Raw genomic sequence first — 15,566 nt, forward strand, 5'->3', positions numbered from 1 at the left:
AGTTCCCACATGCTCGATTCATGCTTGCGGGAATTCGGATTTTGTGATAGTGAGATCGCGAGCTTCTCCCACTGCGGACCCACCTCCACCACCCGATGAGGGTGGGGGCCGCCTTACTTCTAGACTGGACTCAATTTTGCTTCACTCTGTTCGGCAACCCTTCCGGGAATCTCGCTCTCTACGGATCGCGAGATTGGGTGGGGGCCGCCTTCAATCAAACAGTTCCCACTTTTAGTGATGAACTACCTTCTTAGATTTTATTCCCAGTTTAGAGCGAATATCGGCGAAGACCGAAAGTGTTACCGGAACATAGAGTAAACTTCCCAGAGTTCCGAATCCAAGTCCCCAACCGAGAGCCAAAGTCATTGGAATCAAAACCGGGTCGGATCCTCCTATGCTATAAGCAGTCGGCAATAATCCGGCAACTGTGGTCAATGTGGTCAGAAGAATAGGACGGAACCTTCTCCGGCTCGCTTCTAAAAGGATCTCGTCTAACGACTCTTTAGATCCTTTGCTTATGGAATCGATACAATCCACAAGAACGATGGATGCGTTCACTAACACCCCTGCAAGACCGATGATACCGATCATAGCGAGAAAGCTGATCGCTTTTCCGGACAGAGGAAATCCAAGCACGATACCCACGATCCCAAGAGGAATTGTGCTCAGGATCAAGAAAGGTCTCCAGAAGTTCTGAAGAGTAAGCGCGAGGATCATGAAAATTCCGGCTAACGCTAGAATTCCCGCCTTGGCTAAAGAAGCCATGGATCTCTGAGTATCCTTTTCTTCTCCTCCGAAAACTATGGAAACTCCCGGATATTGTCTTTCTATCAGAGGCTTGAATTCGTTCGCGACCTTTTGATTTGCCTCGTGGGCAGTAGTTCCGGATTCGGAGCGGATATCAGCGTTTACAGTGATCGCTCTTTCAAAATCCCTGTGAGAAAGAAGCTCAGGAGAATCCTTCAGATCCATCTTAGAGATCTTTGCAAGATTCGTAATATTACCAGCTTTATTCCTAAGAGGGACGCCCTTCACTTCTTCTGGATTTTTCCGGAAGCTCTTATCATACATGACTCGCAGATAGATCTTCGTCTTTCCTTGTCGCACATTTCCTGCTCTTTCCCCATCGTATGCAGTTCTCAAAAGATTTGCCGCGGAGAAGGTGGAAACTCCAGTAAAACTTTCCAGTCCCTCGTCGAGTTGGATGTACATTTGTTTGCGTCCATTCCGATAATCATCCCGAATAGAATGAACTCCCTTAATGCCTCTTAGGAAATTCTGAAGATCCACGGAAACCTTCTTCAGCACATCATAATCTTTTCCTAATATACCTACCGTAATCGGAGCACCTATCGGAGGAGCCATGGCCATTTCCTCTAAATACACGTCAGATAACCCAGGAGTCTTACGTATATCATCTTCAATCGAAGCGAGAATCTGCGAAGCCTTGCGCTTCCGCTTGGATTCGGGAGTCAGATAGACCATGATCACAGCTAAGTTCTCTCCGAATCTGGACAGAGGATCATCAGGATCTGTTTGCTGGACACCTATTTTGGTGGAATAACTTACCAATTCATCCTTAGGGATCTTCTTCAAAATATCTTCCATGTATTTCATCTTATCTCTTGTTTGGAAGATACGAGAAGAAGGAGAGAATTCCGCTTTGATCAAAAAGATCTCAATGTCTTCTTTCGGAAATAGGATAAAATCCATCTGGGACATGGCCCCGCAAGACCCGATTACCAATAAAAGAATTACGGAAAAGGATTTGTATCGATTCCGAATCGTAAATGCTACGAAATTAGAAAACTTATCCTCCATCCTGAGAAAGAATTCATCCAATCTCTTTCTGAACTTGGAAGACTTCTTCAATTCCTCAGGGTTCTTTGCAAAGACTGCGATCCTCGCCGGCAAAAATAGGAATGATTCTAGTAAGCTCGCAGTCAAAGCGATGATTACTACAAGAGGGATCTGCCAAATAAATTTACCCATGATCCCGGACATGAATAGCATCGGAAGAAATGCCGCAACAGTAGTGAGATAAGATCCAAAGATCGGGATCACCATCTCGCTTGTTCCTTTCAAAGCGGCAGCAGCACTGTCCATCTTCTGCCCAAGATACGTATAAATATTCTCCGAAATCACAATCGAGTTATCTACGAGCATCCCGAGTGAAATAATGAGTCCCATCATGGAGATCATATTAAAGGAAACATCGAAGAGAGGAATGACCGCAAAAGTCATCAGCATAGAAAGAGGCAAAGACATAGAAGTCAATGTTGCCGTTCTGAAATCTAAGAACAAAAACAGGATTCCGAATACAATCAAGAACCCGATCAACGCGTTAGACGAAACAACATTCAAACGATTTCTCGTCCTCGCCGCTTCATCGTTTAGCTTAAATGTCTTAATACCCTCAGGGAATGTTTGATCCAATTCTTTTAAACGGGCTTGGACCATGTTCGCAACATTAATCGCATCGGCCCTTTCTTTCTTAATAACGGAAAGAATGAGGCCTTGCTTTCCATTCGCGATTGCAAGAAATCTAGGATACTCGAAAGTATCTTCTACCCTGGAAATATCGCTCAATCGAACGGTGGAGAATATATCATTGGTTCTTACAGGGATTTTTCCGATCTCGTACGGATGCTTGAACTCTCCGTCTATCCTTAGATCGAAAGCCTCCTCGGAGTCCACGGAACCGGCAGGAAGATTTATATTTCTAGATCGAATTGCCCTTGTAATGTCCGAAAGATCCAGCTGGTATTGCTTAAGTCGATTTGCATTTACGAGAATATGCCATTCTCTATCACGTTTTCCGAATACATCCACACGAGCCACACCGGGAATCTTTTCCAATTCCAGCTCGATAAATTCCGCTACAGTATGAAGTTCGATCTCATCCTTTCCACCATAAACGGAAAAATCCATAATCGGAAAGGAACCGGATTTTCTCTCTGTGATCTTAGGCTTCTCGGTAACTTGTAGAGGGAAATCGGAGATTGCGTTGTCTACCGCTCTGCGGATTTCGTTCAACACCTTCTCCGGATCTTTTTCGTCCAGACTGACTCGAACGTCTATATCAGAGACAGAGTTACGGGAGAAGGACCGAATCTCATCAATCCCGTCTATTTCCTTGATCTTTTCTTCGATCGGATACGTTACCCGTAACTCCACGTCCGCGGGAGAAGCCCCCGGAAATTTCGTAGTGATTACGAGCTGTTTCATATCCACATTCGGAAATGCATCTCTTCTCAATCCCAAGAGAGAAACAAGTCCTGCCAAAACGATGAAGACCATTCCCAAATACAGGAAGAGTCTATTGTGAATAAACGATTGTATGATTGTTCTCATAGTTTTTTCTTTTTATCTAGTATTTTTCCCATCAACAGGCTCCAGAAGTCCGTTCCACTGACTCCAAGCCTGTCTCATAAAACTCTTATCCCAGGTTTCATTCGAAGAAAGCATCATCTTCGGCAATCGATCCCATGAGCACCCTGGAAATCGATGATGAATCCTATGATAGTTGAAATGAAGAAAGAACGCGCTTACCCAATGAGGAAGTGTCAGGTTGTACGCGGAATTCTTATCGTTAATCTCCTTTCCGTAATGATATGCATTATCAAAAAATGATATAAAGAAAGACCTCATCATTAAGACGAATACAAGGATCAGCCAGTTCTTTCCAAACAACCAAAAAGAAGGAATATAAAAGAGAAGCACCCAAATCATATCCTTTCTCAATTCTCCTAACACTTCCGGCCTGTAGATCCATTTAAAGAAACCTTCTTCGATCGGATATTCGCTGATCTTGGATGAGATCGGCTTAGTCCATGAAACGGGAAGCGCAAATAATAGTCCCGTCCCGACTTCGAAAAGATAGGTCGCAATCGTAATTCTAAAATAATAATTTAGACTCTGTATCCATCTAGGTTTCCAAGAAGAAGGATCATAAAATTCTATTCTATCTCCAGGTTCTCGATTGAATTTATGATGCATTAGATGACTAGATTTTAGCACAGCGTAAGGAGCACCGAATGCTACACAGAGTAGTCTTCCCCAAAAATGATTCACACTTCTTTCATTCGAGAAGTTACCGTGAATGCTCTCATGGATCAAATTCCAAAACGTATAAGAAAGAGGCCCTAAGAAGATCGCAAATAGCCAAACCAACCGCAGATCAACGCTCCAATAAGAGATAGCAATCGGAAGAATATAATGAAATCCTATGAATACAAGAAGGATAAGAACCGACAATCTTCGATTCAATGTATAAGGTAGCTCTCGAATGGGAAGGGATGCTTCCATAGGGATACAAGGAGATCTAGGCGAATTTTCTGCAACCACCTGTTGAGAAAGAAATGGGAAACGACGGTCGGTTTGGAAAAAAATTTCGTAGGACCTCCTACAAATTTCCAAAAACGATTCTTTGAATTCTTCTTTTCCTAAAAAAATCGACTCCAAGAATCGAGCAGAGGGTCCAAAACATCAATATGAGTTTTTTCTTGAGAGCATCTATCCTTTCCCTTGCCTTATTCTTTTCTGCCTTTTGTTTTCCGTTAGATCCGGATAGAATCAAGTCGCCCAGCTATAAAGAAGGAAGATATCATAATATAGATCCGGACGAACAGCTCCAAGGAAAGTCTCCCATCGATATCATGAAATGGAAATTCTTTGGACCTAAGGATCCGCCCACTGTACAAGGTTTAACAGAAGAGCTTCCACTTGTTTTAGAAAGAACTGCCAAGGATCTAATCGCTCCGGAAGGAAAGATTAGAGTGGTATGGTTCGGACATGCTACTGTTTGGATCTCCTCGACAGAGAATGGAAAGACTGTTAATGTGCTAACGGATCCAATCTTCGAGTCTCCTATTTTTGTGACTCGTTTGGTCAAGCTTCCTATACCGAAGGAGGCACTTCCCCAAGTAGACTTCGTCGTAGTAAGTCACGCACATCGAGACCATCTAGACCGGGACACTCTTCGATTCTTGAAGAACAAGAATCCAAAATTGCAAATCCTATTGCCTTCCGGAATGAAATCCTTCTCAGAGAGTGAAGATCTGGGGCAAACTATTTCCCAGGAACTAGGACAGGCCACGATAAAGGATTCTGTTAAGATCACCTTCCTTCCCGCCCACCATTGGAGTAGAATGGGAATCTCGGATACAAATCAATATTTCTGGGGAAGTTATGCATTCGAATCCCAGAATAAGATCGTATACTTTGCGGGAGACACAGGCTATTCTTCTCATTTTAAAAATATTTCCGAAAGACTCGGAAAGCCTGTCGATCTGGCGCTTCTACCGATCGGAGCCTATAAGCCTAGATGGTTTATGAAATACGCACATATCGGCCCAGAAGAAGCATTACTTGCAAGTAAGGATTTGAATGCGAAATCGTTTGCTCCTATCCATTGGGGCACCTTCCCTCTTGGAGACGATCTTCCTCAAGAACCCTTGCTAGACCTCAGACAAAGATTGGCGTTTCCTGAATCTCCGGATATCAAAGGATTATATCCTCTTTACACTGGGATTTCCTGGGGAGTTAAGGACGGGGTCCGTATTCTTCCCTGGACTATCGGAAGCGGGATCGATTTATAATCAGTTCCGAAAAAAAATAGCCTCCCCAATTCGGTTATGGATTCTGGTATGGAACCAGGCTGCTGTGGAGGCCTCCCCAAATGCGTTTAAACAAAGAAATTTTAAAAACCCAAATATCTAAATTAATTTATTATGTTTTACTAATAATCTTATCGGCGATCACTCTTCCTGTCTTCGCCGTTGGAGGAGAAGAGCAGGCGACTCCCCTCACCTCAGTGGAGGCAGAAGAGCAAAGGCTGGAATCCTTAAAAAAGAAGGCCGAAGCGGAAAGAAGGGTCGATCAAAGAAAAGGCCGCTGGTCATTTCAATGGGGTTACAACCGCGATTCTTATACGCAGAGTGATATCAATTTCAGAGGTCCTGGGTATCATTTTACTTTGAAGGATGTGGTCGCCAGGGACCGTCCCGAAAAATTCGACCCGGGTGTTTACGCAAACCCCACTCTCTTAGAGATCCCGCAGTACAATTTTAAGTTCACTCGTTATCTCACTGACAACTTGTTTATCTCTTTCGGACAGGATCACATGAAGTATGTGATGTCCAAAGGACAGGCAGCAAACATCAGCGGATACATCAGCCCTTATGCGATCGACAGAGCAAGGCTTGCGACTTCTTTCGAATCGGCTCCTTATATTTTACTTTTTCCGAACCATTTGGATCAATTCGCAGGATTCCATAACGGGGAAAGTATCAATATTACTCCCGACTTACTGAAATTCGAACACACAGACGGACTCAATTACTTCTTCTTAGATATAGGGTATGTTGCTTCTCTCTGGGTTTCTCCCAATGGCGAAAATGCATTGAGCTTAGTGGGTTCCATAGGAGGAGGTCCTGTGATCTGCAGAAGCGACGTCCGTCTATTTGGAGAAGGAAAGAACAATCACTTTCACCTCTCTGGATACGGGGTCTCCGGTTATTCCGCACTAAGACTGGACTTATTCAAATCCTTCTTCATGGAATTTGGAGCTAAGGGAGGCTATATAGATTTGCCGAGCATTCTTACAAACGGAAGAGCCGGAAATAGAGCCTCTCAAAATTTCGGCTTTGTAGAAACGATCGTTTCCGCAGGGATTAATTTTTAAGTTTTCATAATATGATTTCGGGACTCCAAGGCTCTATACGAAAATTAGAAGTAGGCTTCGTGCATCTGGACGTGCACGGAGTCACTTACGAGATTACGATTTCCTTTAAGACCTATTGGGAATTAAAGGAATTGTCTGCTTCCGGGGCAAAAGAGATCCGACTCCATATCCATCATTCCATCACAGAAAGAGGGCAGAAACTTTTCGGATTCCTACAGGAGAGAGACAAAGAATTCTTTAAGGTAATGAAGGGACTCCATGGGATCGGAGAAATGACCGCTCTCAAGGTCCTTTCCTTCTTCAGTCCTTGGGAATTGCATAAGATCGCTTCCTCCGGAGAACCCAAAGATCTAGAAAAGATCCCGAAGGTCAGAGCCAAAACTTCTGAAAAGATTTTCTTTGAAGTAAAGCAAAACTTAAAGAAGTTGGAACTCTTCATGGAAGCTTCTCCTGGAGAATCTGCACCTCCGGATATCGCAACCAAAGGCCTGCCTTCTTCCGAAGATAGATTCAAAGAAACTGCAGTGCAAGCCTTGGTCCAACTTGGTTTTGATGATAAATCCGCTCTCAAGGAAGTGGAGAAGACTCTGAAAAAACAATCTTTCTCCGACACCGGAGAACTGATCCGAGAAATACTGAAGAATCTGTAAGCTACTCCCCATTTATAATATTTATGGAATCACTTTTCCGGGGAATATTATAAAAACATAAAGATTTCATTTGACGTCGCTTCGGAAATTTCTTAGGTTTCGGGCGAGGTACAAATACACATGGGCAAAATTCACCAGAAAGCCGAAATCGAAAACACCTTGGATCTATTAGCTTGCAAAACGGGAGAACTTCCTCAGGAGAAGGTCCGTAAAGTTGCGTTGGAATTTTTAGTAGATACCGGAGCGGCAATGGTTTGCCTTCCGACAAACATGATTCAATCTCTGGGCTTGCAACCACTCTATAAACGATTGAGCCTGACAGCAAATGGCACCGTCGAGGCCTGGATCTTTTCTCCCGCTCAAATCCGTATCTGGGATAGAGAATGCAATATGGAGATTATGGAGGTTCCTAACGGCACTCCTCCCTTACTCGGTTATCTCGCTTTAGAAACTTTGGACCTATATCCAAATCCGAAAAAGCAAATCTTAGAAGGAAACCCAGCGCATGATGGAAGAATGGTGATCGATCTTTTGGTCGCTTGATCTTAGATCCTTCACTGCTCGAAAAATGTCTTATCTCGAAAGGACCCAGTACACTGCGAGACCCAAATAGTTTCCAAGAGCATAACCGATTAATCCGGTCAGAATTCCGAGCACAAGCACTCCCCTATTTCCAATAGCAGCTGCTACCGAAGGAACAAAGGCCGGCCCATATAAACTCGAAACCGAAGTGATAATCCAAGTATCCACTGGGATCTTAAAAATAATTCCGAATAAAAGATGAAGCAGGATCGAGCCGGACAATGTAGCAATAAGGATCAAAAACACATTCGGTGCATGTTCCACAAGCGCTCTAAGATCCGCCAAGAAACCGATAGCAACGGAGAATATTAAAATAAAATAATATCCCACCGGATATGTATTCAGATTTCTTACTTTCTTGGAGAAGGAAATCCCAATCCCCCATGTGCTGATTCCCAAAAGAATGAAAGGCGCAGACATAGCACCGAATATCCCTAAAGACACTCCTATAGAAAGCGCAAATCCAAAAACCGCCAAAACAATTCCAAGAAAGCCGCGAAGCACCGCGCTTTTTGGAAAAGCATCAACAGAAGAATCTTCGTCCGGAGAGGGGACAATTTCTTCTTCTCGTTTTAAAAAAACTGAATATACGCTTTTGGCAAAACTCAATAAGAATAAAAGATATGCCCCGCCGGTAATCACATCCGCAGTGTTTACCAACGCAATCGTAGAACGATTTGTATCCAAGGCGAGACCGATCGCATTCAAGTTCGGAGTTCCTCCTGTGTACAACCCAGCGAGCATCCCTTGTATCTTAGAAGATTCAGGATGCAAATATCCTAAGGAAAGTCCCACTGCAATCGAAGCAATGCTTACGGAGAGACAGGATAAGAAGAAAGAAAACAAGGCAGGCTTCGCTTCTCTAATCCCCTTCAAGAAATCAGAAGACCCGAGTAGAAGAGGGATCGCGATCGGGATGGAAATTTCAGAGACTGTCTCTATGATTTTCTTCGGAAGCAAGGATTCCGGTAATAGATTCCCTAAAAGAATACCGGCAATATAGCAAAGAACCACAGGCCCCAAAATCCCGAACCAGTGAAAACGCTTAGCCAAATGTTCCGCAATCGCAGGAAATCCGAACAGAAATACTACGAATACAAGGCTAAGAAGAATGTAGATCGGATCAGACATTTAAAAAATTCCCCAGGGAAAATCCACCTATCTGGATATAAGATCCAGAATTCGAATTCCGCGCACTCTATAATTACAGATTTTATTCTGCTATAGCGAATTTACGAATCGATCTGTGCAATATTTTAGAACAAGGATCAATTCTATTAAAATAGGGATTTGAAAGAGTTCCCACAGATTTGCACCTAAAATCTGGTGGAAAGCCAGGGAAATTTGTGATATTAGGTCGCATTGCCTGGCCGGGGTACCACCGACCAGCCCCCGCCCAATGCAGGGTGGGGAAAAAAACCCCAAACCAACCGCCGGTCGGAAAAAAGCTTGTAAGAATTAGTTCATATTCAAAGTAATATACTTTATGAATAAACTATTAAACTCTAAATTAATAGATTCAAAAGGAAGAATTTTATGTTAGAAACACTCCTCGCAACCAGCAACGATATCGTTCCCCTGGTTTTAAGACTTACCCTGGGATTGGTCATCTTCCCACATGGCGCTCAGAAGCTACTCGGTTGGTTCGGCGGTTACGGCTTTAAAGGAACCTACGGATATTTTACTCAAACCGCAGGTTTACCAGGAATTGTCGCATTTCTAGTGATTATTGGCGAATCCTTGGGCTCAGTTGCCCTGGTCCTCGGACTTATCACTCGCTTCTCTGCAATTTCTATTGGGATCATCATGCTGGGAGCAGCTCTGATCGCACATAAGCCACACGGATTCTTTATCAACTGGCAAGGGGCTCAAAAAGGAGAAGGATTCGAATTCCATATCCTCGCCATCGGTCTTGCGATCGCACTTGCAATCACTGGAGGGGGAGCCTACTCTCTCGACCTTCTTTTGGGATCTTATCTCTAATTTCCCATCCAACCAAATTCGGTTATGGAAAAGGCTCCTTTGGGAGCCTTTTTGTTTTGTAGGATCTCCTTCTTCCATTCATCAAGCCGACCAGAGCACATCCGTTTCCCATTTCTATGCAGAGTTCGAACTTCCTTATGGAAAGGGGATAGACAGGATTCTTCCAGGTAAAATCCTTAGAAAAAGCATTCCCATTAAGACCTCACACCCAAAAAAATAAGGTTGATTCATGAAAATTCACGAGTACCAGGCAAAGGAAATCCTGAGACGCCATAACGCCAAAGTTCCTTTCGGCGTAGTAATTGATAAGAAAGAAGACGGAAACAAAGCCTATGAGGAAGTCATTTCCAAGACTGGCGGTTCCGTAGTTGTTGTTAAGGCCCAGATCCACGCAGGTGGACGCGGAAAAGGCGGCGGAGTTAAAGTTACCAAAACCAAAGACGACGCAATTGCCGCTATCGACAAAATCCTCGGCATGCAACTCATCACTCCTCAAACAGGAGCCGAAGGAAAGAAAGTTTTAAAAGTATATTTAGAGCAAGGGATCAATATCGCAAAAGAATACTATATTAGTATCCTTTTGGACCGCGCGATCCGCAAAACTATCATCATGGCTTCCACTGAAGGTGGAATGGAAATCGAAGAAGTTGCTGAAACTCATCCTGAAAAGATCCTAAAGATCGCAATCGATCCAGGCATCGGACTGCAAGCGAACCAAGCCTCCCAATTGGCTTTTGATCTAGGACTTCCAGCAGAATCCCATAAATCTTTCAAGGCTCTTCTCTCTTCCATCTACAACGCGTATATTAAAGAAGATGCATCCTTATTAGAAATCAATCCTCTCATTCTTACCAAAGAAAATGAGATCGTAGCAGGAGACTGCAAGATGGATCTGGATGAGAACGCTCTGTATCGTCATCCTGAAAACGCAGCATTCAGAGATATCTCTGAAGAAGATCCTCTCGAAGTCCAAGCGAGCGAATACAATATCAACTACGTCAAGTTAGACGGTAATATAGGTTGTATGGTAAACGGAGCCGGACTCGCAATGGCCACCATGGACATCGTGAAGTTGGCTGGAGCAGAACCTGCAAACTTCCTAGACGTGGGCGGTGGAGCAAACGTAACCACTGTTACCAACGGATTCAAACTGATCTTAGGCGATCCGAACGTAAAAGGAATCTTTATCAATATCTTCGGCGGTATCGTTCGTTGTGACCGAGTCGCTCTTGGGATTATCGAAGCAGCTAAAGCAGTAAATATCCATGTTCCGTTAGTCGTTCGTCTGAAAGGAACCAACGCGGAAGAAGGAAAAAAGATCCTGAACGAATCCGGACTGAACATCATCGGAGAAGATGATCTTCGCACCGCAGCCAAGAAAGTGGCAGAAGCCATTAAGTAAGGAATATAAGGTTAACTTAAAGTAGATATGGCAGTATTAGTAGATAGCAATACAAAAGTAGTGGTTCAAGGGATTACCGGAAAAGAAGGATCCTTCCACGCTACTCAAATGATCGAATACGGAACCAATGTAGTTGGAGGAGTAACTCCAGGCAAAGGCGGACAAAAAGTAGAATTGGCCGGCAAAAATGTTCCTGTATTCAATAGCTTAAAAGACGCAATCGTGAAAGAGGGAGCAAATGCTTCCATCATATTCGTTCCGCCTCCATTCGCAGCGGATGCAATCTTAGAAGGTATCTTCAACGAGATCCCTCTTGTTGTTTGTATCACAGAAGGAATTCCTACGCACGACATGCTCAAGGTGTACAGCGCACTTCGTAATTCTAAAACAAGATTGGTAGGACCGAATTGCCCAGGAGTGATCTCCCCTAAATACAAAGTTAAAATGGGGATCATGCCAGGATTCATTCACCAAGCGGGGAATGTCGGAATCGTATCCCGTTCTGGAACCCTAACTTATGAATCAGTGGCTCAGTTGACCCAACACGGACTCGGACAATCCACCGTGATCGGGATCGGAGGAGACCCAGTTCCAGGAATGAATCATACGGAAGCTGTTCGCCTTCTGAACGAAGACCCTGAGACTACTGGAATCGTAATGATCGGAGAGATCGGCGGAACTTCTGAGGAAGAAGCTGCGGCATATATCAAAGCACACGTGAAGAAACCTGTAGTAGGATTCATCGCGGGCCAGACTGCGCCCCCAGGCAAAAGAATGGGACACGCAGGAGCTATCATCAGCGGGGGAATGGGAACTGCTTCTTCCAAGATGAAAGCTATGCAAGACGCTGGAATTTCGGTTTGCCAATCCATCGCCGAAGTCGGCGAAAAAATGAAGAAGGCCCTGGGTTAAAATCAGGGTCTAATCCGAAGGAGGTTCGGTATGAAACAGGAAAAAGGAAAACTTTCAAAAAGCAAAATGGGACGAGAAACTCTCTTCTCGATTTTGCTCTGTGCTACCCTCCTCCTCGGTTTTTCGGGTCTATCCGCTCAGGACCAAAGACCAACTGGCGGCGGTAAGATCATGAGACTTACCACAGAAGAAACCGTAAAAAGAGCCTTAGACAGTAACTTCAAACTCCAGAACCTGAGATACGAGTTGGCAAAATCCGATTCGAACTACCTCAAGTCTGAGTCCCAATACTCTTGGAGATTAGTAGCGGACGGAAGCTTTAGACAGAGTATCCTTCCATTCAACCAGAACAACGTCTTCACAGGAACGAAGATCTCCAATGATACGATCAAGGGTGGTATTGAAAAAACCATCCGAGCTACTGGAACTTATTTCAAATTAGAAGCAGGAAATACCCGCTTCGACTCGAACGCATTCGAGGACAAAAGCAATCCTCTTAGCGCAGGATTTGCAGGACTCGCACTTCCTCCGTTATATACAGGATTCATCACTGCGACTATTAGCCAGGATTTACTAAAGAACTCATTCGGCTATAAGGGAAAAAACCAAGAAAAGATCCTAGACAACCAAGCACAGATGGCAAAGAACCAAGTTTCCTTGCAAATCTCTGAAGCAATCGTTGGATCTCTCGTGGACTTTTGGGATTATTCCGTAAAACTACAATCCCTGAAGACATATCGTAAACTTCAAGAAAACGTAAAAGACATTCGTAACCTGACCATTCGCAAACAAGGTCTTGGTCTTTCAGAAGGGTTCGAGGTCAATCAATGGAACGCACTACTCGCTCAGGCAGATAGCCAATTAGAGACTGCAACAGTCCAGAAAGAAGAATCTAAAAGAAAATTGGCTCGTACTCTAAAATTAGAGAGTGATACCGATCTTTCCGAAGAGACCGACCTACTCGAAGAAATTCCAGAGAAGCCGAACTTCACTAAGGACTTAGAAGTTGCCTATAAGAAGAGAACGGATTATGTAAATGCAGTCAAAGAGAAGGAGATCGCAGAGCTTCTATTAAAGAACGCTAAGAATGATCAGTTGCCTACTCTGACTCTTTCTGGATCCGCTTCTTCCCAAGCACAGACGATCACTACTCCTGAAAAGAACTATACTGATAGCGGCGACGGAGTCACTTCCCTCAAATACAAGGACTATAACGGAAAGGTTGCCTTCTCCTATCCTCTCTTCGACAAGGGAGTGTATGCAGGACGAAGAGACTCTGAAGTTACTTTAAGACAAGCTTCTCTCAAAGAGATAGAATTGAGAAACGAAGTAAGAGACGATCTGAAAGGAAGAATTGATTCCTTAGAAGCCAGCTATAAGATCTATAAGAACTCTATCGTTACAGAAAGCGAGACCCAGAACTATTATAATGGGGTGCTTCGCAGTTTCCGCCAAGGAAGAGCAGACGCAGTCGCTGTAAAGAACGCTCTCGATACTTTAGTGAGAGACCAATTGAGCCTTACCCAAGCAAGAGTGAACTTTAATATCGATCTGATGAGATATTATATCGCTAAGAACACTCTCTTGGAAAGATTCAACTTGGATGTGGACAAACTTATTCCTACAATTGAATAAGGACTCTGATTCTCTTTGAAGCGCGGCTTTTTCCTATCCATTATCGGATTCGTATTCCTGATCGTAATTATTTGGCTTACGATCCGATTCTGGCCCAAGCCTTCCGACACAATTTACGAATATTATAGAAAAGAAAAATGGGAGAAAGTCATCGGGGCAGTTAAGAAGTTAGATCTTCCGAGTCCTGAAGACTTATTCTACGCGTCTTACTCCTTAGTTCGCCTGAACGCAGACCTAATCTCCAAAGAACCTGAAGATAGAGTTCGAATCGTAAATAGATTCAAAAAAGATTATGGAATCTCCTCAGGCAAGTCCACGGAATCCAGCGGAGAATTTCCGGTATTCGAAGATCCTTTTCTGACTCAACTGAGAGCCGGAGGATACTGGAGACAGAAAGCAGTTCTTTCTCGTTTAGATATCGCCGGAGAGTGGGAAGACGATATCGCATTCCTCAAAGACTTAAAGGAACTCATTCGAGTCAACCCGATCACATTAGGTTCTTCTTATTCAACCGTTCTTAGAAAGATCTTAAAAAGAGAAACCAAGCTGTCCGAATCAGAAAGAGATCGTCTCTCTGAATTATTAGGATTTCTTTCCACAAGAGAAGATTCTCCCTTCTTAGCTTCCCGCTTCAAGAATACCGGAGAAAATACCAATCTTAGATCCGGGCCAGGTACTGAAAATCCAGGCAAGGCCAGATTAAAAAAAGGAATCTTACTGTACGCTGTGGACAAGGACCCTCGTTCCGAAACAGTCCAAGGCAGAAAAGGAAATTGGGTCCAAGTATATATTCCGGAATTGCAGATATCAGGTTGGATCTTCTCTCATTTCTTGGAAGAAGATCCATTCTCTTCTTCTAAAGCGGAACAGATGCTTACGGAATTTTCTCAATCAGAAAGAAGCCAAGCCTGGGACTTTGCATTTTGGACAGAAGACAAGATCCCTCCTGGCTTTCACGGGGAGTATAGTCCTACGGAGAAGCTTGCCCTAGACGGTGATTACGGAATCGTTTTATATCGTTCCAAGAATGGAAAATACAAAGAGCTTTGTAGGATCGTAGAAGAACCTTTTCGATCTCTGGAGTTTGTCGCAACGAGTCTAAGTGGTGAGGAGACTGTCCCGATCTTTAAGCTATATTCGGGTCGTCCAGGCGATTGGAAGCCTGCTTACCAAATCGATCTTGACAGAGAAAGCGTCTCCATCAATAGGAACAAGTATATCACAGGTATCTCTTCTGCAAAGGGAAGATACCTGTTAGGGATCAATTCCTCCGTAGGAGCTCCTACCGCTTCCTTGATGGTGGGGGAAAAGACCGTATTGCAAGGGATCCAACCAGAGGCAGAATTCACTTCAGAAGAAGGTGTTCTCTTTAAACTTTGTCTCTTGCAGCCGGACAAGAAGTCCGACTCGAACGCGGCGGCGTTTCGATTTAAGTTTTTATTCTGATCTTTAGGATCAAGTGAGGAAAATCAGTGCCGACTTACGATTACAGATGCAAGTCTTGCGGACAGACTTTCGAATATTTCCAGTCCATGAAGGATGATCCGATCACAACCTGCATTCTCTGCGGAAAAAGCGGAGAGGTAGACCGTTTGATTTCTAACGGAGGAGGAATCATCTTCAAAGGTTCCGGATTCTATGTGACCGATAATAAATCTTCCTCTTCTAAAAATTCCGAATCCTCTTCCGGTTCTTCCGGAAACTCTTCCAACTAAGT

13 protein-coding genes are annotated in these 15,566 nt (G+C 43.8%); 10 read left to right on the forward strand and 3 right to left on the reverse strand.

What is annotated here, in order from left to right; genetic code table 11:
• Nucleotides 1-231: 231 nt before the first annotated feature.
• Nucleotides 232-3,354 carry an efflux RND transporter permease subunit gene (locus tag EHO59_RS14045; RefSeq protein WP_135589056.1) on the reverse strand — a complete coding sequence of 1,041 codons (3,123 nt, stop codon included), beginning with the start codon at nt 3,352-3,354 and terminating at the stop codon, nt 232-234.
• A 12-nt stretch (nt 3,355-3,366) separates the two neighbouring features.
• A complete protein-coding gene (locus EHO59_RS14050; protein ID WP_135589057.1) occupies nt 3,367-4,308 on the reverse strand; it encodes a fatty acid desaturase family protein in 942 nt (313 codons plus the stop codon).
• A gap of 185 nt (nt 4,309-4,493) precedes the next feature.
• Between EHO59_RS14050 and EHO59_RS14055 the strand changes: the two genes are divergently transcribed.
• The 4 genes from EHO59_RS14055 to EHO59_RS14070 all read left to right on the forward strand — a co-directional run bounded on the left by EHO59_RS14055 (nt 4,494) and on the right by EHO59_RS14070 (nt 7,878).
• A complete protein-coding gene (locus EHO59_RS14055) occupies nt 4,494-5,600 on the forward strand; it encodes an MBL fold metallo-hydrolase (protein ID WP_210413081.1) in 1,107 nt (368 codons plus the stop codon).
• An 80-nt stretch (nt 5,601-5,680) separates the two neighbouring features.
• Nucleotides 5,681-6,685 carry a hypothetical protein gene (locus tag EHO59_RS14060; RefSeq protein WP_135589059.1) on the forward strand — a complete coding sequence of 335 codons (1,005 nt, stop codon included), beginning with the start codon at nt 5,681-5,683 and terminating at the stop codon, nt 6,683-6,685.
• An 11-nt stretch (nt 6,686-6,696) separates the two neighbouring features.
• Complete coding sequence (ruvA, locus tag EHO59_RS14065) at nt 6,697-7,335, forward strand: Holliday junction branch migration protein RuvA (protein ID WP_135589060.1); 639 nt, start codon at nt 6,697-6,699, stop codon at nt 7,333-7,335.
• Between the two features lie 120 nt (nt 7,336-7,455).
• Nucleotides 7,456-7,878 carry a retropepsin-like aspartic protease gene (locus tag EHO59_RS14070; protein ID WP_135589061.1) on the forward strand — a complete coding sequence of 141 codons (423 nt, stop codon included), beginning with the start codon at nt 7,456-7,458 and terminating at the stop codon, nt 7,876-7,878.
• Nucleotides 7,879-7,908: 30 nt separating this feature from the next.
• On the opposite strand, the gene EHO59_RS14075 is transcribed toward EHO59_RS14070, so the two are convergent.
• On the reverse strand, nt 7,909-9,048 hold the full coding sequence (locus tag EHO59_RS14075; protein WP_135589062.1) for a DUF819 family protein: 1,140 nt from the start codon (nt 9,046-9,048) through the stop codon (nt 7,909-7,911).
• A 405-nt stretch (nt 9,049-9,453) separates the two neighbouring features.
• On the opposite strand from EHO59_RS14075, the gene EHO59_RS14080 reads away from it, so the two are divergent.
• From EHO59_RS14080 to EHO59_RS14105, 6 genes are all read left to right on the forward strand, one after another.
• Nucleotides 9,454-9,900: a DoxX family protein gene (locus tag EHO59_RS14080; RefSeq protein WP_135589063.1), complete on the forward strand. Its 447-nt coding sequence runs from the start codon at nt 9,454-9,456 to the stop codon at nt 9,898-9,900.
• A gap of 229 nt (nt 9,901-10,129) precedes the next feature.
• Entirely contained in the window at nt 10,130-11,302 is a 1,173-nt protein-coding gene (gene sucC, locus EHO59_RS14085) for an ADP-forming succinate--CoA ligase subunit beta (protein ID WP_135589064.1), read from the forward strand.
• Between the two features lie 27 nt (nt 11,303-11,329).
• The gene (gene sucD / locus EHO59_RS14090; protein ID WP_135589065.1) at nt 11,330-12,214 is read left to right on the forward strand and encodes a succinate--CoA ligase subunit alpha; all 885 of its coding nucleotides are present in this window, start codon (nt 11,330-11,332) and stop codon (nt 12,212-12,214) included.
• A gap of 30 nt (nt 12,215-12,244) precedes the next feature.
• Nucleotides 12,245-13,849, forward strand: coding sequence for a TolC family protein (locus tag EHO59_RS14095; protein ID WP_135589066.1), 1,605 nt, complete (start codon nt 12,245-12,247; stop codon nt 13,847-13,849).
• Between the two features lie 15 nt (nt 13,850-13,864).
• On the forward strand, nt 13,865-15,295 hold the full coding sequence (locus EHO59_RS14100; protein ID WP_135589067.1) for an SH3 domain-containing protein: 1,431 nt from the start codon (nt 13,865-13,867) through the stop codon (nt 15,293-15,295).
• 26 nt (nt 15,296-15,321) lie between these two features.
• Entirely contained in the window at nt 15,322-15,564 is a 243-nt protein-coding gene (locus tag EHO59_RS14105; RefSeq protein WP_135589068.1) for an FmdB family zinc ribbon protein, read from the forward strand.
• Nucleotides 15,565-15,566 lie beyond the last annotated feature (2 nt).

Source organism: Leptospira semungkisensis, from assembly GCF_004770055.1.
Taxonomy (GTDB): domain Bacteria; phylum Spirochaetota; class Leptospiria; order Leptospirales; family Leptospiraceae; genus Leptospira_B; species Leptospira_B semungkisensis.

Bases quoted from the DNA above. Each gene is read 5' to 3' on its own strand.
- EHO59_RS14095 (WP_135589066.1), top strand. From the start codon at position 12,245: ATGAAACAGGAAAAAGGAAAACTTTCAAAAAGCAAAATGGGACGAGAA.
- EHO59_RS14075 (WP_135589062.1), bottom strand. From the start codon at position 9,048: ATGTCTGATCCGATCTACATTCTTCTTAGCCTTGTATTCGTAGTATTT.
- ruvA (WP_135589060.1), top strand. From the start codon at position 6,697: ATGATTTCGGGACTCCAAGGCTCTATACGAAAATTAGAAGTAGGCTTC.
- EHO59_RS14080 (WP_135589063.1), top strand. From the start codon at position 9,454: ATGTTAGAAACACTCCTCGCAACCAGCAACGATATCGTTCCCCTGGTT.
- EHO59_RS14045 (WP_135589056.1), bottom strand. From the start codon at position 3,354: ATGAGAACAATCATACAATCGTTTATTCACAATAGACTCTTCCTGTAT.
- EHO59_RS14060 (WP_135589059.1), top strand. From the start codon at position 5,681: ATGCGTTTAAACAAAGAAATTTTAAAAACCCAAATATCTAAATTAATT.
- EHO59_RS14050 (WP_135589057.1), bottom strand. From the start codon at position 4,308: ATGGAAGCATCCCTTCCCATTCGAGAGCTACCTTATACATTGAATCGA.
- EHO59_RS14055 (WP_210413081.1), top strand. From the start codon at position 4,494: ATGAGTTTTTTCTTGAGAGCATCTATCCTTTCCCTTGCCTTATTCTTT.
- EHO59_RS14070 (WP_135589061.1), top strand. From the start codon at position 7,456: ATGGGCAAAATTCACCAGAAAGCCGAAATCGAAAACACCTTGGATCTA.
- sucD (WP_135589065.1), top strand. From the start codon at position 11,330: ATGGCAGTATTAGTAGATAGCAATACAAAAGTAGTGGTTCAAGGGATT.
- sucC (WP_135589064.1), top strand. From the start codon at position 10,130: ATGAAAATTCACGAGTACCAGGCAAAGGAAATCCTGAGACGCCATAAC.